Consider the following 24,054-nt stretch of genomic DNA (forward strand, 5'->3'; position numbering starts at 1 on the left):
GCTTTTGCCCCTTCCCCGCCTACTTCTTTAAATAATGAGGCTGCTAATGGCAAATGCGGTGCCGATAAACACCAGGCACAGCAAGATACCTACCGCCACGTTGCCCTGCTGTAAATGATCGGAGATTTTGAAGCCTGGCGTAACCAGTTCAAAAATCCAATATACCGCGATCAGGCATACGTAACCGACGGCGAACCACAAGATCATGAACCAGATGGAAGTATTCGTATAAGCGGACACCCCCAGTATGATCGCCGTGCCGATAAACTTTCCGCCCATGGCCAGCGCGGCGGCTTTGTTGCCTTTTTTTAGTTCCTCCATATCTTTGTAGGGAGTCATCCAACTGAAAATCACCATGCCCAGCAATTGAAGCCCGATAATGACAACTACGCTCACTAGAATATTAATAATTACCGTCATTTCGCCCACCCCCTAAATTTCGCAAAGGCCGAATCATAATCGGCAAAATCATGAACTTCCTCAAGTACAACGGAAGCGGTTTTCTTTTTTTCCAATTCCTTGTACCGTGCATCATCAATCGGCTGTTTGATCCGGTTACCGGTCGGGAGTTCCAGCACGGCAAAATTTCTGGTTTTTTCTTTATACTCAGTCTTATAAACCCCAACCAAATCGACATCCGTCGTGATGGATACTTTCAACTCGGCCAAGTCTTTATCCACCGACGCCTTATCCGCATACGATTTGATTGTATTCCAAGCCGATAAACGGACTTCATTCTTCTGATTTTCATCCGTCGTCAGCTCGGCATCCATAAACTGCAAAATCCAGATTTTATCCCCTGTCCCGTAATTGCCGTCGTTCGGAAGCAGCTCATTGTCCGGTAATACCGTCATATCGCTGCCGATCAAATCCCCGACAGTGGCTTCCTGAACCCGGTAATCCCATGGCACCCGTACGGAATTAAGGGTGGTTTCCGAGCCGGAATCCGTATGAAACACGCTACTCTGCCCGCCGCAGGCGCTCAGCACCAGCAAGGACAACGTGATTAAGATTAGCCAAAACTTCCGTTTCATTCCCATTTATTTCACTCCCATCGCAATAAAATGACTGGCATTGCCGGTAATCGGACCGCCCGCTCTGCCAAGAAGGCCGCAAGGAGTCCCGTTGATCACAAACATACCGGTCAAAAGATGAAGTTCTCCTTCAGCCGTATCAATCTTCGCAAGCTCCGCCCGCTTCTGGTATACCGAAGGGAAAAGCACGCTGCTATCGAATCCTTCCTCATCTTCGAGCTCCAATCGGCCTTCGGCGTCAAATAGCCGCACCGAACCGCCCTCACGCCCAAACATCGACTTGGACACGAAGCTTCCCGAAAAGACAGGCTTGTTATAAGTCGGAAGCACATAGGCCGAGATGACTTCCTTTTCCTGCTCGTTAAACAGCAAGCCAAGTTCGTGAAGACCCCACACGGCGGCCAACAAGCCTTTCGATTGCAGCAAAAGACTGTGCGGCGGATTGAACAGAGTCAATCGGCCGGTCTCGATCGCGAACGCCATCGCTTCGCCGGCGTCGTCTACGGCCATCCATTCCTTCGGATACAGGGCAAACATCGCTTTAATGACTTCCCCGTCCTTGTTCTTCAAATAACCTTCATCAAACCAAAGCTCCAGACAATCCTCGCAGGTCATCTCCCGGCCGCTATGGCGGACGAGCGCCTCGATCGTTCCGGAATCTTCAAGATGCTGGCCGTAAGCGACGCAAGCTGCCGTCTCCGGCTGCTCCACCGCCCAGGCCGCGGCTACGAGATCCTTCATCCCCGAATTCGGTGATACCAGCCCGGCCTGTTCCAGCACCCAAGGCGTAGCGATCGAAGACTCCACATATCCGGTCGGGGTGTCCGCATTCAATTCGAGAAGCTTGATGCTGCCGTCGTTCGATATCGCAAAATCAAATCTGGCATAGCGGCTGATCAGTCCTTGTTCCGCCAGAGGCGTTTCATCCAGCAATGTCCACAGCACCGGCGGTATTCCGAGCAGCTCGTAAAGATCCGGCTTGCGGTGAATATAGCGGACCGTTTTGTCCAGGATACTCCAAAGCATCCGGGATGCGTATTCCAATTCTTTATATTTAGAGTGATCCATTAAAACGATCTGGTCGATCCAGTAAGCTTCATCCTCCAGATCCGCCCAGGTAAAGCCCAGCTCATAGAGCTGTTGTACTCGGGATGCCCGGTCGGGATCCGGTACTCCTGCAACTTCGAACACGCTGCCGGTCATCCGCCGAAAAATCCTTTGCTTGAGCTGGATTTGGAGCTGGATGAACCCGAAATGGAGCTCTTCGTGCTCGATTTACTGCTGGACGACGAGCCTAAGCCGCTGGATTTTCCACCGATGCCTCCCGGACCGGATGACGTAGAACGTCTAACGATCGAGCCCTTCGTCGAAGTCGAAGTTTTCGGAGGTACTACCGAACCCGCTACTTGCTTGTTCTGGAACGATCCGCTGGAATAGGTGCGCGGCTTGTACGGGGTACTCGTACCCGTATAGTATCCGCCATGATTTTTGTGCCAGCTGCTTGAAGAATAATTGGACCCGCTGTTGAACAGCAAATGATACAGCAACATGTCATCCCAGCCGAATCCCGTTCCGTATCCTCCGTAGTTATTAATGACGGTCGTCCCGCCCGATGCGGCTCCTGTTTCCCCCGTGCCCTCGGTTTGCTGCCCCTCTTCTTCCGTGGGCGGCAACGGGAGATTCCAATCGACAGTTTTGTCAAAATACTGTTTTACTTCATCATTGGACCATGATACTAATTTAGGTTCATCACCGGAGGCCGTATTGCTGCCCGAAGCCGAAGCCACCCCACCCGGAATCAGAAACGCATTAGCCAGAAGGGCTATGCCCAGCGAGGTCGACAATACCTTCAGCGGTTTTCCATCCGGCGTAAAAAGTTTCGAACCGCCAGCCTCTTTTACTTTGTCTTCTTCCATTGTCAAAACAATTTCCTCCTTTCGGAGCTTTAGTCGTTCCGTACCGGAACGAGCAGGAGCTCCAGTATTCCCTCATCCACATTCAAACGGCCTTCAACCGCTTCGAATTCGCGGCCGCCAACGACGATATAGTTTGCATGCTCAAGAGCCGTGATCATTGCCGGATTCCATTTCCGCTCGTCAATCTGACTGATATTGCCATCGGACGTTTTCTCAAACATCTTGACGTTCATGCAGTTCTCCACTCTGACACCCCATCCTTTCCAAATAAACGACTATTTAATGATACGATGTTTTTACTCGATAGTTTCATATCTAGCCGAAATCTTCGTACCCAACATTATGGAAATCGCGTTTGGGTGACCGGCCCCCCATCCCGGAAAATCAAGGACACATTCAAACCGATCAGACTAAAGATCAGCGGCCATACAAACAAATAGCTTCCTCCAGGGAGGTAAAAGCAGGTTCCGGCACCTAGCAGAAGCCAGAACAGCATCGCGCGCCTGACCAGATATTTTCCGCCCGGACGCTATGAATCCCTATGAATCCCTTACGTCGAACCGGCCGGCCTTGGAGCAGATAATTGCAGTAACCCGATAAGAATGGACCCGGCAATGCACATAATTATAAACGCCCTGCTTATCCATTTCACCGGTTTCTACGCTGTCCCGGGCCGTAGCTTGATCACTGACGCTGTTAGGTTGTTCAAAGTCCCCCCCTTTGTAATCGTTAACGGAATCCAGATGGAAAAATATTCTTTTCTCATCATAGACAACAACGCGGTAGATGCCAAGCACATTCTATACCTTTTTCCGGACACTTTCTTGGCATGAAAAAAATGAATAGATACTCATAAACATCTTAAGTATACAATAACGTTCTTCGTTTTAAAGGTCTGACAATCACCGTCGATATAACTCTGCTAACCGGTAAAAACGCCGCGGGTTCAGTTCAGAATAAAATTCCTGAGCTCAGGCCGAGAAAAGGGTACGCGATCGCCGCAGCCGCCAAAATTAACCGGAAGACACCTTCGGAAAAGGATCCCGTGTCAATAGCCAGAAATTTCGGAAGAAGTCGGATTTTGACTTTCCACGGCCAGAACAAAGCCACGCCTTGATCATTAAACATATCGATGAGGGAATGTGAGGCGTAGGCGAGTATAGCGGTCAAGTAGAACAATTCCGGCAAAGCCGACAGTAGGCTGGCCAGCGCCAGAATAAAGATAAGCGAGTGCGTCAAGGTCCTGTGTTTGACCTTCAACAGGTGCAAACCCCATGAAATCGGCAAAAGAATCTTTGCCATGGTCGATCCTTTTTTGTCAATATCGGCCAGCGGTCCGGCCACGCATCCGATCAGGAGGGCGGCCCCTCCCTCCCATGTCAATAGGGGCTGATGGAAATAAGATAATACGCATTCTGCCGTCAATAAACCGGCCAGAGTGTGTGTTTTCTGAAGCATATGTAATTCCTCCAAGTTTCTCCATGATGTCACAGGCCATTATAGCAAACAAATGCCTTTTGGGGTGCCCTGCATTTTTCTAATCAAATCTCGATAATGTTAATAGAATCACCCAACGAACACGAACGTTTGTTTGTATTATATGCTAGTTGATGTTTGAAAAGCAATGCATTTTCATCCTCAAAAAAACAGCGGCAGTTCAGACTCGCACCCGAGGTCTGCTGCCACTGTCCCAACTTATTCTTTCTTAAAAAATAATGAACGAAGAAATGCTATAAAGCATAGTATGAATTACTTATATAGAGGAGGAATCGCTGATCATGAGTCTTCAGCATGGAAGTTATCATCAAAATGTGCTTTATCAGGCAGACAAACACCTAGTCCAAAACTTAAAGGACGCAAGAAAACATGTGCATCATATCTGCAGCCTGCATAAAAACAAGGTCGTAAAAATTGAAACATTAGACGGCCAAACGTTCGTGGGCAGAATCATTAATTGCAATAAGGGCTTGCTGTATTTGGCAGTACACAACCCCCATCAGGGAGCTCAACGGGCGTTTTTCGGCAATCCCTACTACAACGATGATGAACTCATTCTAACCCTAGTCCTTTACGAATTGCTTGTTATCACTTTGTTATCCACGTAACTTGCCATCTTGGAGCCTTCCTTGCGTTGACATCAGTTAATCAAATCGGATTACTTCATTAGAACGTTCTAAGAACAATGACCAACAGAATGTAAAGAACCAAGATCGTTGCAGTAGAAGTGAATCCCCCAAGAACTCCTTTACAATCACCCATTTGATTTCCCTCCTTGTGTATGATCGGTTTACACAACCATACTATGTAACTTTATCTATCCCTGTATGGACTATAACCTAAAAGTCATTAAATTTTCTGTTGGGCTGAATGAAAAAAATGGGCTATTCTGCAGGTGATGACCTCTCACCTTGTCAGAATAGCCCCTTGATTTTCAGTAATGCAGCTACTTGCCTGCGAAATCTAATTAGAACTTGGCAGCCAGGTCCGCAGCGCGCTTCACGCCATCTTGTACAATGGCTTCAGCCCGGTCCGGGAATTGATTATGCCCTTCGACAACAACGGTTTCCGGATGGGTAATTCCCCAGAATGCCAGCGAAGCGGCCATGTATTTCATGGACATTTCTATGTCAGCCATAGGACCTTCGGAATATACGCCGCCGCGAGCTTGCAGCAAAGCGACTTTTTTGTCTCCAACGAGACCAACCGGTCCTTCTGCCGTATACTTGAATGTTTTGCCCGCTTGGTTCAAATAGAACATATAAGTCAACAATTGAGCCGGAATCGTAAAGTTCCAGAGCGGAAATGCAAATACGACTTTATCGGCGCCAAGGAATTGATCCAGGTAAGTATTCGCCAAATCGGCGGCTTTTTGTTCTTCCGGAGTTACCGAAAAACCTTTGCCCAGTTTGAACAAGCCATTCAGCATATCGTTGTCATAATATGGAAGATCCGCTTCGAACAGGTTCAGCTCGGAGATCATATCTTCCGGATGAGTTTCTCTGTATGTTTTCAAGAAGCTTTCATACAGTTTAACGGTAACCGATTGGTCTACCGGACGGTTATTTGCTTTAACAAATAATACATGTGACATGGTGTGGTTTCCCTCCTGTTATCTATAACGCTAACTATTTTTCTAGTACTTTATAAAGTATAGTACAGTATAAGGAATCCACCTGTCAAATGCAGAATTTTACTAATCCCAATTAAACTCCGGAGCCCGAGGAAGCAAGTGCCTGACGGCTACGCTCAGCGGCGCCTACCATATTTTTCAAGGCCGCAACGGTTTCCTCTTGTCCTCTAGTCTTTAGCCCGCAATCCGGATTGATCCAGAACAGTTCCGGATCCAGCACTTGAAGCGCCCGCCGGATCATGGATACCATCTCCTCCTCGGAAGGAACCCGGGGACTGTGAATATCATAGACTCCCAGCCCGATGCCGAGCGGATAGGTGTGCTCCTCAAAGCTCTGAATGAGCTCGCCGTGGCTGCGTGACGTCTCGATGGAAATCACGTCCGCATCCAGCGCCTGGATCGAGCCCAGCATATCATGGAACTCGCAATAACACATATGGGTATGAACTTGCGTCGTTTCTTGAACGGTGGAGATCGATATTTTGAATGCTTTCACGGCCCAATCAAGATAACGATCCCGATCCTTCGGCTTCAGCGGAAACCCTTCCCGAAGCGCAGGTTCGTCCACCTGGATCATGGTGATGCCTGCCTTCTCAAGTGCCTCCACTTCCTGGCGAAGCGCCAAGGCGATTTGATAAGCCACGGTCTCCCGGGATACGTCGCTGCGGACGAAAGACCAGTTCAGAATCGTAACCGGACCCGTAAGCATCCCCTTGACCGGTTTGGAACTCAGCGACTGGGCAAACGCCGTCTCCTTAACGGTCATCGGCTGGTCGAATTCCACGTCGCCGTAAATGAGCGGCGGCTTCACGCAGCGCGTGCCGTACGATTGAACCCATCCGCCCCGCGTAAAGGCAAATCCGGGAAGCTTTTCGCCGAAAAACTCCACCATATCGGTGCGTTCGAATTCCCCGTGGACCAGGACATCCAGGCCGATCTCTTCCTGGATCGTGATCCACTTCTGAATTTCCGCCCGGATAAACTCGTCATACCGCTCTGCCGACCACTCACCCTTGCGCCATTTCTGTCTGGCGGCACGCACCTCCGCGGTTTGAGGAAAGCTCCCGATGGTCGTCGTCGGCAGCAGCGGTAAATTCCATTTGGCCTGCTGCTTCAACCGGCGGCGGACAAACTCACTGCTGCGTTCCGATGGCTGCCGGGAGATCGTAAGAACCGCGTCCTGGACTTGTTTGCGGCTACGCGAAGGATCCGCGGACAAAAGCTTCAAGGCATCGCTATTCATAGCAAACAAGGCCGGAGTCGATCCTGTCTTTGCCGCCTGACATAAAGCCGAAACCTCCTCCAGCTTTTCTTCCGCAAAAGCGAGAGCTTTATGCAATACAGTGGGCAATCCCGTTTCCGCTTTGGCGGAAACCGGCACATGAAGCAAGCTGCAAGAAGGCTGGATGATAAGATCTGCAGAAGATGAAGTCAATGCCAAGATTTCATTCAACAATTGCCCGGTCTCGGAAAGATCGGTACGCCATATGTTGCGCCCGTCGACTACTCCCGCCGCCAAGGTTTTGTCTGAAGGAAAACCAAATTGACGAAGCGCCTGTAAATTCCCCTCTTTTCCATGCACAAAATCAAGTCCGATTCCCTTCACCGGCAAAGCAACGATCTGCTCATATCGTTCCACGGCATCGAAATAACTTTGCAGCAAAATCGACAACCCCGGAACTTCCCGGGAGATGGTTTCATAAATCTCTTGAACAAGCTTTACATCCTCGTCGGATACCGAGGTGACCAGTGCCGGTTCATCCACCTGCACCCAGGCTGCACCTTCCTGCTGTAATTCGCGCAAAACCTGCACGTATAAAGGCAGCAGTTTATGCACCCATTCCTGAAGGCGGTTGGAAGCGCCTTTCGACAGTTTAAGGAACGTGTACAATCCCAGCAGTACCGGTTTGCCTTCGATCCCCAGCTCTGCCTTTGCTTCACGGTAATAAGACAGCGGAACATTTGCCGTCAACTCAGGCTCTCTTCCCTCAAGTTCGGGTACGATATAATGATAGTTGGTATTGAACCATTTCGTCATTTCACTGGCTGCAGCCGTTTTACTGCCTCTAGCGATGGCATAGTACGTTGTGAGCGGTACCGGACCGCCACTATATTCAAACCGCTCCGGAACAAGTCCGAACATCACCGCGGTGTCCAAAACCTGATCATAGTAGGAAAAATCTCCGACCGGAATCAAATCGATACCTTGTGCCTGCTGCAATTTCAAATGATTTCGGCGGATTTCGCCAAGTCTGCCGTGCAGTTCCTCCTCATCGATCTTACCGCTCCAAAAAGCTTCGATCGCTTTTTTCCATTCCCGCTCTCTCCCGATCCTCGGATAACCCAAATTGCCGCTCAATATCTTGTTCAAATCTCTCATTCCTCCCCTTCTTTTCTTATGGACTGTTTGATTGATCCAATCATGCAATTATTGATTCACTGAACTACGCAAAAAAAGCCTTCTCTAGTCAATGCTAAAGAAGACCTTCGATACTGATGCGACGGCTGCGATCTTTAACACCTCCCTATCTCCCGTAGGTACAGCAGTGTTGCTAGAACAGGCAGGTCTCCTGGCTCCAGAATCATCGCCGGATACAGCCTTCCCGGTATCCTGGACACCAGTGGCATGAAACGAATCACGACTTCTCTGTAACAGTGGCGGGACCGCGCCGGCATTGCACCGGACTTCCCTTTTAAGCTCCAGCAGCGGCTGGAACACCTATTCCCACAATATTCAGTTATTGAATATGCACTAAATACTACCGGATGTTGCCCTATAATTCAACAGTAATCTTATCGGATTCTGATAATTTCAAGCGGACAGTAAAAAATTAAACGAAATTATCCGCTACCGCCTTATGAAGCATACCGATGCAACGGTCGAGATCCGTTTTAACTTGTTTCTTGTATAGCGCGGCTTTCTCTGCACCGTTATCGGTAAAGTGATATAAGACGATCTCCTGAAAATCCACGCTCGGATCGTTTCCCTTCAACTGCTTGGTCCGATACAAAACACCTTCTTGCACCAACTCATGGAGAGCGCGATAAATCTCGCTTTGCGGAGGCACATAACCGAACGGCTTGAATTCTTCCTTCAGTTCTTCCAACATTTGATATCCGTATCCTCTGCGCTGCTCCACTTTATTAATCAGATACAACTTGATATATGCCCTTTGGGCAATCATAAATGCCATTCGCTCACCTCATCCCCGTTTCTTTAAATATACCGAATATATGAAATGTTCACAACAGTTGGTTTAATTGTCTTTTTATACATGGATGATAGATTTCTAAAAGAGAGAATATGAAGTATTTTATTCGGAGTAACTGGAACGGTAATTAGGATTTCTATTGTGAATTTTTCATGTATTGAAATAATAACAACAAGACATGTTACGAATTTTCGACACGTCCGAAAATGTGCTTTCCGTCACAAGGCGGACTTCGAATTCATCTTAATCTTAAGTTATTGAAATTGTATTTTCTTTAAGGAGGTTCGCCCCTATGAAAATTGCGAAATCGGCCTTTTTCATCCTATCCTGTCTCCTCGTAATTTCGGTGGTCTGGCTTGCTCCTCCCCCGGCTCAAGACAGCGAATCCGAACCGGAACAGGAGGTTCAAAAAATCAATCAGAACCCGGTAGAACCGGTTATCCATCGCGATGGCGACACCGTTCATATAGAAATGACCGCCCAGGTGACGGATGTGGAAATTTCGGAAGGTGTTTTTTATAACGCCTGGACCTTTAACGGAACGGTTCCCGGCCCCGTGCTTCGGGTTAAGGAGGGGGATACGCTGAGCTTTACCCTGAAAAATATGGATCCCGACATGCCGCATTCGATGGATTTCCATGCGGTTCATGCCGCGCCGAGCAAAAAGTTCGTAGACGTGATGCCGGACGAACAAGGCACCTTTACTTATCCCGCCGATACCCCCGGCATTTTTATGTATCATTGCGGCACAAGTCCGGTCCTGCTGCATGTGGCAAACGGCATGTACGGAACGATCATCGTGGAACCGAAAAACGGCTATCCGACGGATGCCGAGATCGACCGGGAATTTACCATCGTCCAAAGCGAGTGGTACCGGGAGCATGACGAGGAAGCTTTTATGAATGAAGAACCGGAGTACGTCGTTTTTAACGGGGATGACTTCACGCTGAAAAATCACCCTCTTCTCGCCAAAACAGGGGACAAAATCCGGCTCTACGTCAGTAATGTGGGGCCAAACGAAGTATCTTCATTCCATGTTGTAGGAACGACGATGGACAGGGTCTACATTGACGGCAATCCGAAAAACATCATGTACGGTTTGCAAACCGTCATGCTTCCGGCAGGAGGATCGGCTGTCGTTGAATTCACGGTGACAGAGGAAGGGGATTATCCGGTCCTTACACATCAGCTAAAGCATGCCTCAAAAGGAGCTACGGCCATATTACGGGTTACGAAAGACGGTAAGGACACGCATGAGCCTACGATGACCCATTAGTAAAGCACCAAAATGAACATGAGCCGTAGTTATTTTGAAACCTGCAATAATGCCTGTGACAGAAATCACAATCCGTCAATACAGCTATTTTATAATGAAAACGAGGTGATTCAAATGAATCGAAACGAAGCAAAAATCGTGGAACTGGACGTAAGAGACCAACTGCGCAAAAAACTGGAGCCGTTCCAGCTCATTATGGATACCGTCAAAACACTGGAAGCAGACGATATTTTCGTCCTGCATGCCACGTTTAAGCCTACACCGTTGCTTGGTTTTTTGAAGATGCGGGGTTATGCGGGTAAATCTCAGCAGAAGGACAAGGAGCACTGGATTACGACGTTCGTAAGCAAAAAGAACAAGCATTGGCTTGACGAGCAGCCAACCGCCGGGAAAGAAGACGCCATGCCGGCATCAACTTCTTCGGATCAGACCCTTTCCGCTGAGGCTGATCATCAACCGAAGGTGATCGAACTGGATAACCGCGGCCTGGAGCCGCCGCAGCCGATGATGCGCACGCTTGCCGCCCTTGACCGCAGCCGCCCTGGAGATCGGGTCCTGATCCACAATGACAGAGTCCCTGTATTTCTTATTGAAGAATTGAACGGTATGGGTTGCCCGTTCACCGTTGAAGAACAACCGGACGGATCGGCAAAAGTAACTATCACCAAAGCTTAAAGTATAAGGAGGGTTAAGCCATGTCATCCATGTCACGTCTCCCCTTCCTGTTTATCATCACTGGAATTTTCGGCTTCGTGCTGTTTCACGCGACGTCCGTGATGTCGCTGACCGGTTGGATCGGAGAAGGGATTCGCGGCCCGACCGGCTGGTTTCACGTCCACTTGTTCGTGCTCGGCTGGGCAACCATGTTCGCCATGGGAGCCGTTTATCAATTGATCAACGTCATTTTGCAATCGAATATTTACAGCGAACGGCTTGGTTACATCCATTATTTCCTTTTTACCATCGGACTCTTCGGCCTTCTGTTCGGCTTTATTCAAGGGGAAATATCCTGGATCGCCGGTTTTGCCACCCTGGCCTTCGCCGGAATTATCGTCTTTGTCTGGAACATGGCCGTGACTTTAATCCGGGCGGCCAAATGGAACTCAATTACGATCAGTACGGGTTGCGCCGTGCTCTACCTTTTGCTGACGGGATTGTTCGGTATGGCCATGGGCCTGGATTTCGCTACAGGCTGGTTCGGCGAATTCCACGAAAACCTGTTCGGCGCGCATATCTGGCTCGGGACGCTCGGCTGGTTTGGACTGCTGATCACTGGTTTCAGTTATAAACTATTCCCGATGTTCTTCCTGTCCCATGACTACAAAACCTGGCTTCAATACATTACCGTAGGGTTATGGAATATAGGCGTGCTGCTTGGAGCTATCTCCTTCCTGTTTGGTTTACACAATATTGTGTTATGGATCTCCCTTTTGATCATCGTGCTTGCCCTGGTTACCTACAATATTCATCTGCTGCAAATCCGGAAAAAACGTCATAAACGCAATCCCGGCGCCGGGATTAGCTGGTCGCTTTACGGCAACCAAGTCTTTGCGGTATTTGCCGTCGCCCTGCTGCTGAAATTGGCAGGGTCACCAGATCAGTTGATGAATACAAAGACCATGCTCATGGTCGGCTGGGTATATCTGAGCGGCTGGGTATCCTTCATGGTTCTGTGCTACTCGTCCAAAATCGTTCCTTTTCTGTGGTGGACCCACAAATACGGCAAACAGGTCGGCAAGCCCGGCACACCCGTGATGGCCGACTTATTAAACGAAAAGAAAGCGAGCCTAGGCCTGGCACTGATTGCTGTTACCAATCTGTCCGTCCTGGTCGGAATCGCATTGGATTCTCAAATCGTTATCGCCATATCCGGCGTTGCATTTTCCCTGGTTTCCCTTGCTTATATTTCTCTGATAGCACTCGTATTTTCCCGATAAATGGAGGTATGGATAACATGGATAGAACAGAGCAAATTCGTGAGTGGCTACGGGAGGTTTACGATCCCGAACTCGGCGTCAACATCGTGGACCTTGGCCTTGTCTTCGATATTCGCGATCAAGGTGATCGCATTTATGTTCAGATGACGCTCACAACCCCGGGATGTCCGATGCATGATACGATCGTGGGCGGCGTCAAACGCATTCTGGAGGAACAGCCGGAAGTCAGCGAAGTAGAAGTGGATCTCGTCTGGGAGCCCCACTGGTCACCCTATATGATGTCCGAAGAAGCCAAAAGACAGCTCGGCTATTTCTAATTCGTAACCCGGTCAAACTAAAAACTAAGTTGCACAAACAAACGAGCCGCTAGAATATTTTCTAGGGCTCGTTTTGGTATGCCTTGGCGGCGGTGTCGGAGGGCATTTAACTGGATATTCTGCATATAATTTACTAATTTATAGAATTATTATATAAATAAAGGGAAAACCCCCATCTAGTTTGCCACATATCTCCTTGAAGACGTCTTTGCGGCATAATTAACTGGAGGATTTCCATTTAATTCGCGGATTAAGCCACTCGGTTGAAGTTTAACTGGAGGTTTTCCAGTTGTTCATCCCTCAGCTTTCTGTTTTATTTAACGATCAGCTTTCCAGTCATTTGTTTATGGTTTTTCCCGCAAGAAATATTGCAAGAATACACAAACTCTCCCGCTTTGTCCGCCACGAAAGTAATGCTCTTCCCGCCTCTTACCTCTTTGTTATAGCCCTTAATTTTCAGGGAATGCATACCCTGATCGTTCTTGAGCGTAATCTTGACGGTATCTCCCCGCTTCACTTTGATTTCCTGTAAATCGTATCCGGTACTCCGGGCGTGGACGGTAAACTGTTTGACTGGTCCGCCCAAACTCCCGCCGGCTGATTGATCCTCAATCTTCCCGCAGGCCGACACGGTAAGTGCTGCGACTATCATGAAACATACAACAAGATATCTTCGGATCATGAGTTATTCCCCCTTACTGCTCTTTCTTTCAGTTTAGGAGAAACCCATAAGTAGGATCGTGATTAGCGTCACAAAGTCCTTGTCATTAACCATAATCTCTACTCATCGCCGTAAAATAAGGCAGGACGGATTCAAAAAATCCATCCTGCCTATGGGAATTTAGGGAGTTAGCGTTATAACATTTTCTTGATTTCGTCTTTGATCGCTTCGGATTGCGGTCCGAATACGACTTGCACGGCGCCTTTGCCGAGTCTCATGACGCCGGATGCGCCAAGTTGTTTCAAAGCTGCGTCATTGACCGCCTTGTCGTCTTTCACAACCAGACGAAGGCGAGTGATGCAGGCATCTACGGATTCGATGTTCGAAGGTCCGCCGATTTGAGTCAGGATTTTGGCGGCGCGGCTGTCTCCGGATATGGAACCTCCGGCACTTGTTTCCTCTTCCAGTTCAACAGTTTCATCTTCACGTCCCGGTGTCTTGAGGTTCATCTTAACAATCAGGAACCGGAAGATCACGTAGTAAATGACGGCGAAAACCAGGCCAATCGGTATTAACAGCAATGGTTTCGTGGAGATCTGATAGTTGATGGCGTAATCGATGAAACCGGCCGAGAAGCCAAAGCCGAGCTTCATCCCCACCGCGTAGGATACAAAGGCTGCAATTCCGGACAGGACGACGTGAACCCCGTAAAGTACAGGAGCTACGAACATAAACGCAAATTCAAGCGGTTCGGTAATCCCCGTCAGGAATGAAGCCAGGGCGGCGCCCAAAAAGATCGAAGCAACCGTTTTGCGTCTTTCGGGTTTAGCCGTGTGAATAATTGCAAACGCAGCTGCCGGAAGCCCGAACATCATCACCGGGAAGAAGCCCGTCATGAACATGCCGGCTGATTTATCCCCAGCGAAGAAACGGTACAAATCGCCGTGAATGACATCGCCCGCCGCGTTGGTGAAATCACCAATTTGGAACCAGACGATGGAGTTAATAATATGATGGAGACCAAACGGAACGAGTAGACGGTTTGCCACCATGTGAATAGCAGAACCGATACCGCCGAGACTCGTAACCCAGTTGCCGAATATATCGAGTGCGGCTTGAATCGGCCCCCAGATCAGCCCGCAAATCAGACCGACGACTACCATCGTAATAGCTGTAACCATAGGCACGAAACGTTTTCCGCCGAAGAAGCCCAGCCAATCCGGAAGCTTGATGTTATGGTATTTTTTATAAAGGAATGCCGCGATACAACCAACCAGAATTCCGCCGAGAACGCCCATGTTCAATTTTGCATCTGGCGATTTCATCAAATCGGGGAATATGCCCGGTACGATGGAAAGAACCTTAAGCAGGATCAAATGTCCGATTACGGCTGATAAAGCAGCTACGGCATCGGCAGCCAAGCCAATCGCAACACCGACTGCAAAAATCAGCGGAAGGTTATCGAATATCGTTCCACCGCCTGCATTCAGGAAAGGAGCGATGTAAGTATTCAAGAAGCCCCCTACACCGTCACCCATGTGGAAATCCTTGATGTAATCAATGTTGCCGAACCGTAACAAAATGGCCGCCGCCGGCAATGTGGCGACCGGAAGCATAAGCGACTTCCCTATTTTCTGGAGAAAAGCCAGCATGTAACAATCATCCTTTCAAAAATGTGATGTTATGACTTCAAAACCGCCTTTAAAATGACGTCTCTGCCTGCCGTCACAGGCCCGGTGATTTTCTCCAGGTCGCTAGCCACTTCGTCAGCGTTTGTTACAATGATCGGGGTGATAACCGGATATCCCGCTTCTTTGATTTTGGCGATATCGAATTCGATCAGGATTTGCCCGGCTTTAACCGCATCTCCGGTAGTTACATGGCATGTAAATCCTTCCCCTTTGAGCGACACGGTGTTAATGCCGATATGGAACAAAAATTGCATCCCTGATGCATTCTCCACCATCACCGCATGACTGGACTTAATGACATGGACCACGGTCCCGTCAAACGGCGCGATCAATTTGCCTTCCGTTGGCTCGATAGCGATTCCCTGCCCCATATGCCCCCCGGCAAATGCTTCATCCGGAACTTCCTTCAACGAAACGGCCCGGCCCGTCACTGGTGCTACCATGTCTACAACTTGATTTTCAGCAGATTTCTTTCTCCATTTTGAGAACATTTTGCGGCCTCCTATTTAAGTGGGTGACTACAGCACTAGGTTTGAGCTGAATCCTCACTATTTACTACCGATGACATGTTTGCATACGTTCTATTATTATGCCTGGCGGGTCGTTGTATTATTTCAAAAGGCAATAAAAAGAGCCAAGAAAAGAAGCCTATGGTCTAGGTCTGCTTTCCTTGGCTCATGCCCATTAGTAGTAACGGTAACACGCCATATGAAATCGGTTTTTTGTTATGTGCTAATCATAAATCAAGCATCTTCACTCGTCAACAGAAATTTTGAAAGCGGTACCTATTCCATAAATGGCCAATATACATAGCTTGTCTGCTACTAAAGTCCCTATTCCCGTACACAAGAATCGAAACCATTTCAAGTGGGATACTAACGCACAAAAATGAAACGGAGCAGCCAATGAAATCCATATTCTCCATCTATGCAAAAGATCTGCGCGGCATTGTGACGAACTGGGCAACTGCGGTGATCATTGGAGGATTGATTATCCTCCCTTCCCTGTACGCCTGGTTTAACATTAAAGCCTCCTGGGATCCTTACGGACAAACGTCCGGGATTCAGGTCGCCGTCGTGAACGAGGATACAGGCACGACTATGCGTGGACAACCATTGCGAATCGGTGACGAAATCATCGGTTCGCTGAACCAGAATCATAATATCGGATGGAACTTTCTCGGGGAGAAAAAAGCAATGACCGGTTTGAAGCGGGGGCAATATTATGCGGTAATTATCATCCCCTGCAACTTCTCGGCAAGAATAGCATCCGTATTGACGCCTAATCCGGAAAAAGCCGAAATTCTGTATTATGTCAACGAAAAAATTAATGCGGTTGCTCCCAAAATCACGGCCAAAGGCGCAAGCTCCGTCATCAGCGAAGTGAACCGAAATTTCATCAAAACGGCGAACGGAACGATATTCAGCATTTTTAATCAAATCGGTCTGGAGCTGAAGCAGGAATTACCGTTAATCCGCAAAATAAAAACCTTGGCTTTCCGGATTCAGGAGCTTTACCCGGAAATCAATCAAGCCGCCGGTACCGCGGTGCAAGATTTGCATACGAGCCGGGAAATTCTCGGCAATGTTCAGGCGGAGCTGCCGCATGCTGCGGATTTGGCTGCAACAGGTCAAGCATGGTCCGGAAAAACCTCTCAGTTTTTGGACGAGAGCGGCAAGGTTCTGGAGGCAGCCTCCCCTGCCGTTGAGGAAACGCTAAGCACCATGGCTAACACTGCGGAGGCCGTAGCCCAGTCGACCGGCTTGCTTTTAGCGGCGCTAGATCAGGACGAAGATGTCACCCCGTTCCCCTCCAAGCTATCGGATAAGCTCGCTCCGATTATAACAACTGTAGCGGATTCAACGGATTCGCTCTCCGCTATGCTGTTGCGTCTGGAAGCCGCTGCTCCAGGGGACAAGCTAGCCGGAGTGATAACTTCGCTTCATCTGGCCGGGGAGGAATTCAGGCAAATGGCCCAGCTTGTTCAGGACTTCAATAACCAGGCAAAAGAAACCAAAGCCAACGCCAAAACCTCGCTTAAAAATCTGAACGATCTGGCCGCATCGTCTGCCCTCCGGCTAGATCGGCTAGCTGGCAGCTATGATACCGAGATCTATCCGGCCATACAGTCGGTAGTCGCGAAACTGAAACAGGAAGCGGAACATGCCGGTGATATGCTGAAGAAAGCGGAGTCGGATTTACCCGTCATTGATAAGGTACTTACGGACGCCGCGAAAGGATTAACCGTCGCTGTTAGCGGTGCCGAAGATATTGTTAAGGATTTGCCGGCGGCCGAAATAAAACTGAGTGAAGTTACAAACCGGATCACCTCGCTCGAAAAGGAAGGAAGTCTGGAGGATCTGATCGGTCTGCTCAGCCTGAATTTTTCCGCAGAAAGCGAGTTCTTTGCCGAACCGGTCATATTAAAAGAGAACCGGGTATTTCCCCTCCCTAATTACGGGTCGGCGATGTCTCCCTTTTTTACGACATTGTCGGTCTGGGTCGGAGGATTGCTGCTCGTATCCATGCTTACCGTCGAAGTTCATGATACTTACAGCGGTATCCGCAGTTACCAGGAATATATCGGACGATTCCTCACCTTTTTAACGCTGGCGCTACTCCAATCCGTGTTCACGACCACAGGGGACTTGCTGCTGCTTGGCACATATGCCGCGGATCCGATGCGGTTTGTTATTTACGGCCTGCTATTGGCCGGGGTATTCATGCTGATTATCTATACGCTCGTTTCCGTCTTCGGAAACGTGGGCAAAGCAATGGCTATCGTCCTGCTCGTGCTGCAACTGGCTGGATCGGGAGGAACTTTTCCGATCCAGGTCACCCCGCCTTTTTTCCAGGCGATCTATCCCTTCCTCCCTTTTACGTACGGCATCAGTCTGATGCGCGAAGCGGTCGGAGGCAGTGTACGGGATATTGTAACGAGGGATATTATCGCGCTGCTGATCTTTGCCGGATTGGCACTGGCGCTCGGCCTCGGACTGAAGAAAGTCGTTAATAAGGCGGCCGCCAAGTGGGTGAAAAAAGCCAAATCCGGCCATTTGATCCACTAGGCGCCCGCCCCTGAAGTCACTTACGAAAAATGATGTTTATGCCTATAACCTGCCGGAAGGATCCTCACGATACGGATCGGCCAACCCGGAAGCATAAATGTCCGAATTCAACGAACGATTTGTACGGAATGTATCATAGACGCTAACGCTACGGTTATCTTCCTCGACCAGAACGAGAATCTTTCCTTCGTCCAGATAAGACTCGTACGCCTTCGCTTCCTCCTCGGGAATGCCAAGGCCAATCAGACCTCCGGCCAATCCGCCCGCACCTGCGCCCGCGGCCATGCCGGTCAAAGCGGCCGCAATCGGACCCGCGGCAACGATAGGACCGATTCCCGGAATCGCCAAAGCTCCGAGGCCTGCCAGCAGACCGGCTACACCGCCCAATACTCCTCCGGTGGTAGCACCTACGGCTACGCCTTCAGGGGCCTTGCTTCCGGTTTCATCCTGAATCGCTTCCCGGTCGCGCCGGTCGCGGGACAGTACCGAAATTTCTTCCGCCGAAAAGCCCTGTCGCTGAAGCGACTCAATCGCGGCTGTAGCTTCCCTTTCGCTATCGAAAACACCGACTATTTTTTTGCTCATAGGGATCAACCTCCTGGTATGTTGGTTTCCCTTTATTACCCGAAGGTCTTTCACCTCAAACGGAATCTTTCCGTTATTGCCCGTTACCGGGCCGGACGCGTCTGGTTGCTGTCGCCTGCAGGGGGTCCTCCGGCCAATAATGTTTCGGGTAACGCCCTTTCAAGTCTTTCTTGACTTCAAAATACCCGGACTTCCAGAAGCTGGTTAAGTCTGAGGTCACTTGCACCGGTCTGCTCGCAGGGGACAACAAGTGCAGCGTTACGGGAATCCTTCCGTATCCGATTACCGGTGTCTGCATCATCCCGAATACTTCCTGTAAACGGACGGAAGCATAAGGGGCTTGCGGCCCGTCATATTGAACCGGAATCTTCGAACCGCTCGGTACCAGCAAATGGGTCGGTGCCTCTACGTTCAGCTCCTGGGTATGCTGCCAGCCCAACCGGTTTTCCAATATCGTAAAGAGGGATAGTGATTGCAAATCACTTTTTTTGCGGAACCCGGCAACATAAGCACCGAACCACTCCTCCGCCTCTGCCGATAAAGCTTCATCGGATACATCCGGCCAACGTTCCTCGTTAAGCCGGCGCAAAAACATGATTCTGGCTTGAAACTGCCTCGACTTGGCATTCCAGGGCAAAATCCGGGCGCCTTGCTCCGCCACTACCCGAAGCAATGCAGCTTGGACCCTGTCCGGCGATGGATTCGGGTCGGGATGATCTTTCAGCATGATAGCTCCGAAGGACAACGTAATCCGGGCCCGGACCGCCCCTACTTGGTCGTCCCATTCGGCCGTCTTCTCCTCCAGCAACTCGTCGCGGTAAAATTCGGTCAGCCAGCTCTCCTCCAGCGGCGCAGCCAGCAGAATCCGCCCCTCCGTTCCCTCGTCGTCGACATCGGCGATCGCCAAAAACGGTTCCGCGCTCAGCGGCTGCTGGCGGATGAAAGCCGCGCCCCGGCCGCTGCGCAGCAAATAGCGGCCGTCCCCCCGGCGCCGCGCGATTCGGTCGGGATAAGCAAACGAGACGAGCAGGCCGCAATACCTCCACCAGTCGCCCGCTCTATCCGATTCGGAAGCACCTTCCGAGAACTGGGTCTCCAGGCGGCGTTCCCACTGCCGGCTTACGGTGAGCAGGCGCTGAACATCGCCGGGATCTGCTGTCAGTCCGGCGGCATGATCCCGTGGACCGGATTCCCCGGCCACGGCCATCAATAAGGCGAGGCGGCTGCGCAGGTCGCCGTCGCTTCCAGCGGCCGGGCCTTTGGCGAGGCCCGGCTCTTCCAGCAGGGCGGCCAGGCGGCAAGCCGCCCGGCCGAGGCCGAGCGGCTGCGCGCGCAGCAGCATGTGCGCGAGCCGCGGATGCAGGCCGAGCCCGGCCAGGCGCCGGCCGTGCACAGTGATGCGACCGGCAGCGTCCAGCGCGCCGAGCTGCCGCAGCAGTTGCAAGGCCTGCCCGTAAGGCGCGGCCGGCGGCGCATCGAGCCAGGCCAGCTCGGCCGGCGACTCCGCGCCCCAGGCGGCCAGCTCCAGCGCCAGGGGCGTCAAATCCGCCTCCAGCATTTCCGGAGGCGTGCTTGGGTCAAGCGCCCGGTCTTCCGCCTCGTTCCAGAGGCGGTAGCATGTCCCGGGCGCCGTGCGACCCGCGCGGCCGCGCCGCTGGTCGGCGGAGTCGCGTGCGGCGCGAACCGTAACGAGCCGGCTCATGCCGGTGCGCGGCGAGAACAGCGCGGTCCGGCGCAGGCCGCTGTCGATGACGACAGTTACGCCTGACACCGTCAGGCTGGTCTCGGCAATCGACGTAGCCAGCACGACCTTGCGCCCGCCTTCCGGCGCCGCTTCGATCGCCAGCTGCTGCCGCTCCTGCGACAGCGCGCCATACAGCGGCGCGACCGTCACGCCCGCTGGCATCTGTCCGGCGAGCGCCGACTCCACCCGGCGGATCTCCCGGGCGCCGGGCAAGAAGACCAGCACGCTGCCCTCATGATCGGCCAGCGCCAGGCGCACCGTCCGTACGACCGCCGCTTCCAGCGTCTCCTGCTGCGGACGGCCCACAAATATCGTCTCCACCGGGTACATTCTGCCCCGGCTTTGCACGACCGGCGCCTGCCCCAGAAGCTCCGCCACGGCCCCGGCATCCAGGGTGGCGGACATGACGAGCAGGCGCAAATCCTCGCGCAGCAGCTGCCGGCTTTGAAGCGCCAGCGCCAATCCCAGATCGGCGTGCAGGCTGCGCTCATGAAATTCATCGAAGATCACCAGTCCCGTGCCGATCAGCGCGGCATCCTGCTGCAGCATCCGGGTCAGGACGCCTTCCGTGACGACGAGAATCCGGGTACGGGCAGACACCCGGCTGTCCGTACGGATCCGGTAACCTACCGTCTCCCCTACCCGCTCGCCGAGCTGCTCCGCCATATAAGCGGCAGCGGATCTGGCAGCGAGTCTGCGAGGCTCCAGCATAATCATTTGCTGTCCCTCCATCCACGGCTCGTTTAGCAGCGATAGCGGCGTCCGCGTCGTTTTCCCCGCCCCGGGCTCCGCGATCAGCACCGCCATTCCCGGGGACCGCAGATGCTCCCGTAGATCCGGAAGGATTTCATCTATTGGCATCGCAAGTCTATTCATCATTCTCTCCTTACGAGGTTACACTATTTCTTAAGTTCGTTTCTCGTAGCATCAGCTACGGATATTCCATTTTATCACACTCGCGGACAACCGTGTTTGCTTTGAAGCCCGGGGGCCTGTTTTGTATAATTAGGAAAGGTCCGCCGAACACCAGGGAGGTATTATCAATTTCATGTTTTTGGACGGAACCCTTTTGAGCTTCCTGCTGGTCATCACACTGGTGGCGCTGACTTCTTTTTTCGTGGTTGCGGAATATTCCATCCGCAGACTGCGTGCCGGCCGGGTGGACATTCTGCTCCGGGAAGGCCGGAGAGCCGCGGTCCCGTTTGCGAAACTGATGCGGCGGCCCCAGCAGGCGCTTTCTGCCTGCCAGCTTGGCGTCACGATGACCTCACTGATTCTGGGCTGGCTAGGACAACCGCTGGCAAAACATTTGCTTCAGCCGTTGTTTCTGCTGGTGAGGCTGCCGGAGAAACTGGAAAGCATTCTTTCTTTTGTCATTGCCTTTCTTGTCATTACTTATTTGCACGTCGTGCTCGGAGCCTTAGTCCCCCGGATGTTAGCCGCTCAGAAAGGCGAAACCTTCGCGCTCGCGGCATCCCGTCCGTTGCTCTGGTTCGCGACCTTGATGTCGCCCTTAGTCTGGCTGCTCAACCGGTCTTCCGGCCGGATCGTCTCCTTGCTGGGGCTCCGGGCTCATCTGGAACTGGACGACGCGCATTCGGAAGAAGAATTGCAAGCCCTGCTCAGCGCAAGCCTGGAGCAAGGGGAGATCAACAGCAGCGAATATAACTATTTGAGCCGGATCTTTGCTTTTGACGAACTATCGGCCAAAGATATCATGGTACCCCGAACGGACATGGTATGCCTTTACGCCAACAAGTCGCGGGAAGAAAATCTCGAAATTATAAAAGCGGAACAGTACACCCGATTTCCGGTGATCCGCGAAAACAAAGATGACATTATCGGAGTTATCAATACGAAACAGCTGTTTTTAATCCATGAAGATGAACCGGACGCTCCCTTGGAATCGCTGGTTCGCCCGGTCATGACAGCATCGGAAAACATTTCTTTGACCAGCCTGCTCTCCCGCATGCAAAAAGAACGTTCTCATATCGCCTTGCTGATCGACGAATACGGCGGTACCTCAGGGATGATTACGATCGAGGATTTGCTGGAGGAAATCGTCGGGGACATCCGTGACGAATTCGATGCCGAAGAAGAGCAGGAAATCATGATCCTCGAAGAGAACCATTTCATTGTGGACGGCAAAGTCTCAATATCCCATATCAATGACCTACTGCTTACCGAGTTGGAAGACGACGATACCGACACGATCGGCGGCTGGGTCTATGGACAAGACATGGATATCGAGGAAGGCACCGTTCTGAATTACGGCGATTTGAGCTTTACCGTGTTGGAACGCGTAGATAGCCGCATCCGAAAGATCGAAATCGAAAAAGCCGTGGCGGATGACGCAGAAAATATTGAAGGAATTTGAAGGAAGTGAAGCCCATGAGACGAGGCCGTTTTGCACCTACGCCATCCGGCCATATGCACCTGGGAAACGCAAAAATCGCGTTGTTGTCCTGGCTGGAAATGCGGGCGGCAGGCGGAATTTTTATGATACGCATCGAAGATATCGATATTCAGCGATCCAGGCCGGAAATTACGGAATGCATTCTGGAAGACCTGCGCTGGCTCGGACTGGATTGGGACGAAGGGCCTGGCGCGGATGACGACTCCGGCCCTTATTGGCAAAGCCAGCGCCTCGATTACTATAAGGAGGCTCTATCCCGGCTGCAGGATACGGGAAGACTATATCCCTGTTACTGCAGCAGAGCCGAATTGCTGGCCGTGGCCGGCGCCCCGCACGGTCTTTCCTCCGAAGGCGCGCCTTATCCCGGAACATGCCGAGGGCTGAGCCCCGCTGAGCAGACGGAACGGGCGGCGCGCAAAACGCCGTCGCTCCGGTTTGCGATGGGGACGGAGCCCGTCCGCTTTCACGACGGCATCGCCGGGCCGCAGACCTTCCCGCCCGGTAGCGGCGGCGATTTCGTCGTGCGGCGCGCAGACGGCTTGTACTCGTACCAGCTCGCCGTCACGGTAGACGATGCCCTGATGGGCATCACCGATGTGCTGCGTGGCGGCGATCTGCTGGATTCAACGCCGCGCCAGCTTGAACTTTACGCCGCGCTTGGATTTAAGCCCCCGGCCTTTACCCATGCGCCGCTGCTCCTTGGCGAGGACGGCCGACGGTTGGCTAAGCGGCACGGCGATCTGGGCATCACCAGCTTGCGCGCCGCCGGAAGCAAGCCGGAAGCGGTGATCGGATGGCTGGCCTATATAAGCGGCCTGATAGACCGGTTCGAGCCGCTCACCGCACAGGAATTAATCCCTTGTTTCTCTTTAGACAGGGTGTCCAAACAAAACTTTATACTGCATCCGGAAATCTTGAACCAGCTTATCTCCTTACAATGAACCACGATGTTATTTTCTGCGTAAACCAAGCACTCAAATATTACATTTTACGTCAAAATAAAAACCGGCTTCCCTTTGTCATTAAGTTTCCATAGGAAAGCCGGTTTTCTGTGATGTTTTTGCCGT

Annotated in this window: 24 protein-coding genes and 1 riboswitch; of the genes, 8 read left to right on the forward strand and 16 right to left on the reverse strand. The window is 51.3% G+C overall.

What is annotated here, in order from left to right:
- Positions 1-27 precede the first annotated feature (27 nt).
- From DFP94_RS19655 to DFP94_RS19685, 7 genes are all read right to left on the reverse strand, one after another.
- Positions 28-420: a DUF350 domain-containing protein gene (locus DFP94_RS19655; protein ID WP_114498180.1), complete on the reverse strand. Its 393-nt coding sequence runs from the start codon at positions 418-420 to the stop codon at positions 28-30.
- Positions 417-1,040: a hypothetical protein gene (locus DFP94_RS19660; RefSeq protein WP_114498181.1), complete on the reverse strand. Its 624-nt coding sequence runs from the start codon at positions 1,038-1,040 to the stop codon at positions 417-419. The genes DFP94_RS19655 and DFP94_RS19660 overlap by 4 nt, the downstream gene beginning before the upstream one ends.
- The gene (locus DFP94_RS19665; protein ID WP_114498182.1) at positions 1,041-2,237 is read right to left on the reverse strand and encodes a glutathionylspermidine synthase family protein; all 1,197 of its coding nucleotides are present in this window, start codon (positions 2,235-2,237) and stop codon (positions 1,041-1,043) included.
- A complete protein-coding gene (locus tag DFP94_RS19670) occupies positions 2,234-2,950 on the reverse strand; it encodes a hypothetical protein (RefSeq protein ID WP_181873233.1) in 717 nt (238 codons plus the stop codon). The genes DFP94_RS19665 and DFP94_RS19670 overlap by 4 nt, the downstream gene beginning before the upstream one ends.
- Positions 2,951-2,979: 29 nt before the next feature.
- Positions 2,980-3,183 carry a hypothetical protein gene (locus DFP94_RS19675; protein WP_114498184.1) on the reverse strand — a complete coding sequence of 68 codons (204 nt, stop codon included), beginning with the start codon at positions 3,181-3,183 and terminating at the stop codon, positions 2,980-2,982.
- A gap of 306 nt (positions 3,184-3,489) precedes the next feature.
- Complete coding sequence (locus DFP94_RS19680; protein WP_114498185.1) at positions 3,490-3,747, reverse strand: hypothetical protein; 258 nt, start codon at positions 3,745-3,747, stop codon at positions 3,490-3,492.
- 154 nt (positions 3,748-3,901) lie between these two features.
- Positions 3,902-4,408, reverse strand: coding sequence for a metal-dependent hydrolase (locus DFP94_RS19685; RefSeq protein ID WP_114498186.1), 507 nt, complete (start codon positions 4,406-4,408; stop codon positions 3,902-3,904).
- Positions 4,409-4,728: 320 nt separating this feature from the next.
- On the opposite strand from DFP94_RS19685, the gene DFP94_RS19690 reads away from it, so the two are divergent.
- Positions 4,729-5,055: a hypothetical protein gene (locus DFP94_RS19690; RefSeq protein WP_114498187.1), complete on the forward strand. Its 327-nt coding sequence runs from the start codon at positions 4,729-4,731 to the stop codon at positions 5,053-5,055.
- 58 nt (positions 5,056-5,113) lie between these two features.
- On the opposite strand, the gene DFP94_RS25770 is transcribed toward DFP94_RS19690, so the two are convergent.
- The 4 genes from DFP94_RS25770 to DFP94_RS19705 form a co-directional block, all read right to left on the reverse strand.
- Positions 5,114-5,209, reverse strand: a complete 96-nt coding sequence (locus DFP94_RS25770) for a YjcZ family sporulation protein (protein WP_220270927.1) — start codon at positions 5,207-5,209, stop codon at positions 5,114-5,116.
- A gap of 205 nt (positions 5,210-5,414) precedes the next feature.
- Positions 5,415-6,041, reverse strand: a complete 627-nt coding sequence (locus DFP94_RS19695; RefSeq protein ID WP_114498188.1) for an FMN-dependent NADH-azoreductase — start codon at positions 6,039-6,041, stop codon at positions 5,415-5,417.
- 112 nt (positions 6,042-6,153) lie between these two features.
- On the reverse strand, positions 6,154-8,451 hold the full coding sequence (gene metE / locus DFP94_RS19700) for a 5-methyltetrahydropteroyltriglutamate--homocysteine S-methyltransferase (protein ID WP_114498239.1): 2,298 nt from the start codon (positions 8,449-8,451) through the stop codon (positions 6,154-6,156).
- Between the two features lie 172 nt (positions 8,452-8,623).
- Positions 8,624-8,818, reverse strand: a riboswitch (cobalamin riboswitch).
- Positions 8,819-8,911: 93 nt separating this feature from the next.
- Positions 8,912-9,274 (reverse strand): replication termination protein, encoded by a 363-nt coding sequence (locus DFP94_RS19705; RefSeq protein WP_114498189.1) that lies wholly within the window; start codon positions 9,272-9,274, stop codon positions 8,912-8,914.
- A 310-nt stretch (positions 9,275-9,584) separates the two neighbouring features.
- Here DFP94_RS19705 and DFP94_RS19710 point away from each other — a divergent pair, with 310 nt between their 5' ends.
- The 4 genes from DFP94_RS19710 to DFP94_RS19725 all read left to right on the forward strand — a co-directional run bounded on the left by DFP94_RS19710 (position 9,585) and on the right by DFP94_RS19725 (position 12,822).
- Complete coding sequence (locus DFP94_RS19710) at positions 9,585-10,568, forward strand: multicopper oxidase domain-containing protein (protein ID WP_114498190.1); 984 nt, start codon at positions 9,585-9,587, stop codon at positions 10,566-10,568.
- A gap of 114 nt (positions 10,569-10,682) precedes the next feature.
- Complete coding sequence (locus DFP94_RS19715) at positions 10,683-11,243, forward strand: DUF2249 domain-containing protein (RefSeq protein WP_114498191.1); 561 nt, start codon at positions 10,683-10,685, stop codon at positions 11,241-11,243.
- 20 nt (positions 11,244-11,263) lie between these two features.
- Positions 11,264-12,505, forward strand: a complete 1,242-nt coding sequence (locus tag DFP94_RS19720; protein ID WP_114498192.1) for a heme-copper oxidase family protein — start codon at positions 11,264-11,266, stop codon at positions 12,503-12,505.
- A 17-nt stretch (positions 12,506-12,522) separates the two neighbouring features.
- Positions 12,523-12,822: a metal-sulfur cluster assembly factor gene (locus DFP94_RS19725; RefSeq protein WP_114498193.1), complete on the forward strand. Its 300-nt coding sequence runs from the start codon at positions 12,523-12,525 to the stop codon at positions 12,820-12,822.
- A 313-nt stretch (positions 12,823-13,135) separates the two neighbouring features.
- On the opposite strand, the gene DFP94_RS19730 is transcribed toward DFP94_RS19725, so the two are convergent.
- The 3 genes from DFP94_RS19730 to DFP94_RS19740 form a co-directional block, all read right to left on the reverse strand.
- Positions 13,136-13,504, reverse strand: a complete 369-nt coding sequence (locus DFP94_RS19730) for a cupredoxin domain-containing protein (RefSeq protein WP_114498194.1) — start codon at positions 13,502-13,504, stop codon at positions 13,136-13,138.
- Between the two features lie 173 nt (positions 13,505-13,677).
- Entirely contained in the window at positions 13,678-15,135 is a 1,458-nt protein-coding gene (gene nagE, locus DFP94_RS19735) for an N-acetylglucosamine-specific PTS transporter subunit IIBC (protein WP_114498195.1), read from the reverse strand.
- A gap of 29 nt (positions 15,136-15,164) precedes the next feature.
- Positions 15,165-15,665, reverse strand: coding sequence for a PTS sugar transporter subunit IIA (locus DFP94_RS19740; RefSeq protein WP_114498196.1), 501 nt, complete (start codon positions 15,663-15,665; stop codon positions 15,165-15,167).
- A 414-nt stretch (positions 15,666-16,079) separates the two neighbouring features.
- Between DFP94_RS19740 and DFP94_RS19745 the strand changes: the two genes are divergently transcribed.
- Positions 16,080-18,242, forward strand: coding sequence for a YhgE/Pip domain-containing protein (locus DFP94_RS19745; protein WP_114498197.1), 2,163 nt, complete (start codon positions 16,080-16,082; stop codon positions 18,240-18,242).
- Positions 18,243-18,284: 42 nt separating this feature from the next.
- On the opposite strand, the gene DFP94_RS19750 is transcribed toward DFP94_RS19745, so the two are convergent.
- Complete coding sequence (locus DFP94_RS19750) at positions 18,285-18,827, reverse strand: general stress protein (RefSeq protein WP_114498198.1); 543 nt, start codon at positions 18,825-18,827, stop codon at positions 18,285-18,287.
- Positions 18,828-18,900: 73 nt separating this feature from the next.
- On the reverse strand, positions 18,901-21,447 hold the full coding sequence (hrpB, locus tag DFP94_RS19755; RefSeq protein WP_114498199.1) for an ATP-dependent helicase HrpB: 2,547 nt from the start codon (positions 21,445-21,447) through the stop codon (positions 18,901-18,903).
- 172 nt (positions 21,448-21,619) lie between these two features.
- Here hrpB and DFP94_RS19760 point away from each other — a divergent pair, with 172 nt between their 5' ends.
- Both DFP94_RS19760 and gluQRS read left to right on the forward strand, forming a co-directional pair.
- A complete protein-coding gene (locus DFP94_RS19760; protein WP_114498200.1) occupies positions 21,620-22,948 on the forward strand; it encodes a hemolysin family protein in 1,329 nt (442 codons plus the stop codon).
- Between the two features lie 14 nt (positions 22,949-22,962).
- On the forward strand, positions 22,963-23,928 hold the full coding sequence (gene gluQRS / locus DFP94_RS19765) for a tRNA glutamyl-Q(34) synthetase GluQRS (RefSeq protein ID WP_114498201.1): 966 nt from the start codon (positions 22,963-22,965) through the stop codon (positions 23,926-23,928).
- Positions 23,929-24,054 lie beyond the last annotated feature (126 nt).

Origin of the sequence: Fontibacillus phaseoli (genome assembly GCF_003337355.1) — a bacterium.
Taxonomy (GTDB): Bacteria; Bacillota; Bacilli; order Paenibacillales; family Paenibacillaceae; genus Fontibacillus; species Fontibacillus phaseoli.

Coding starts and splice junctions, on each gene's coding strand:
- DFP94_RS19655 (WP_114498180.1), bottom strand. CDS start 420: ATGACGGTAATTATTAATATTCTAGTGAGCGTAGTTGTCATTATCGGG.
- DFP94_RS19660 (WP_114498181.1), bottom strand. CDS start 1,040: ATGGGAATGAAACGGAAGTTTTGGCTAATCTTAATCACGTTGTCCTTG.
- DFP94_RS19665 (WP_114498182.1), bottom strand. CDS start 2,237: ATGACCGGCAGCGTGTTCGAAGTTGCAGGAGTACCGGATCCCGACCGG.
- DFP94_RS19670 (WP_181873233.1), bottom strand. CDS start 2,950: ATGGAAGAAGACAAAGTAAAAGAGGCTGGCGGTTCGAAACTTTTTACG.
- DFP94_RS19675 (WP_114498184.1), bottom strand. CDS start 3,183: ATGAACGTCAAGATGTTTGAGAAAACGTCCGATGGCAATATCAGTCAG.
- DFP94_RS19685 (WP_114498186.1), bottom strand. CDS start 4,408: ATGCTTCAGAAAACACACACTCTGGCCGGTTTATTGACGGCAGAATGC.
- DFP94_RS19690 (WP_114498187.1), top strand. CDS start 4,729: ATGAGTCTTCAGCATGGAAGTTATCATCAAAATGTGCTTTATCAGGCA.
- DFP94_RS25770 (WP_220270927.1), bottom strand. CDS start 5,209: ATGGGTGATTGTAAAGGAGTTCTTGGGGGATTCACTTCTACTGCAACG.
- DFP94_RS19695 (WP_114498188.1), bottom strand. CDS start 6,041: ATGTCACATGTATTATTTGTTAAAGCAAATAACCGTCCGGTAGACCAA.
- DFP94_RS19705 (WP_114498189.1), bottom strand. CDS start 9,274: ATGGCATTTATGATTGCCCAAAGGGCATATATCAAGTTGTATCTGATT.
- DFP94_RS19710 (WP_114498190.1), top strand. CDS start 9,585: ATGAAAATTGCGAAATCGGCCTTTTTCATCCTATCCTGTCTCCTCGTA.
- DFP94_RS19715 (WP_114498191.1), top strand. CDS start 10,683: ATGAATCGAAACGAAGCAAAAATCGTGGAACTGGACGTAAGAGACCAA.
- DFP94_RS19720 (WP_114498192.1), top strand. CDS start 11,264: ATGTCATCCATGTCACGTCTCCCCTTCCTGTTTATCATCACTGGAATT.
- DFP94_RS19725 (WP_114498193.1), top strand. CDS start 12,523: ATGGATAGAACAGAGCAAATTCGTGAGTGGCTACGGGAGGTTTACGAT.
- DFP94_RS19730 (WP_114498194.1), bottom strand. CDS start 13,504: ATGATCCGAAGATATCTTGTTGTATGTTTCATGATAGTCGCAGCACTT.
- nagE (WP_114498195.1), bottom strand. CDS start 15,135: ATGCTGGCTTTTCTCCAGAAAATAGGGAAGTCGCTTATGCTTCCGGTC.
- DFP94_RS19740 (WP_114498196.1), bottom strand. CDS start 15,665: ATGTTCTCAAAATGGAGAAAGAAATCTGCTGAAAATCAAGTTGTAGAC.
- DFP94_RS19745 (WP_114498197.1), top strand. CDS start 16,080: ATGAAATCCATATTCTCCATCTATGCAAAAGATCTGCGCGGCATTGTG.
- DFP94_RS19750 (WP_114498198.1), bottom strand. CDS start 18,827: ATGAGCAAAAAAATAGTCGGTGTTTTCGATAGCGAAAGGGAAGCTACA.
- hrpB (WP_114498199.1), bottom strand. CDS start 21,447: ATGAATAGACTTGCGATGCCAATAGATGAAATCCTTCCGGATCTACGG.
- DFP94_RS19760 (WP_114498200.1), top strand. CDS start 21,620: ATGTTTTTGGACGGAACCCTTTTGAGCTTCCTGCTGGTCATCACACTG.
- gluQRS (WP_114498201.1), top strand. CDS start 22,963: ATGAGACGAGGCCGTTTTGCACCTACGCCATCCGGCCATATGCACCTG.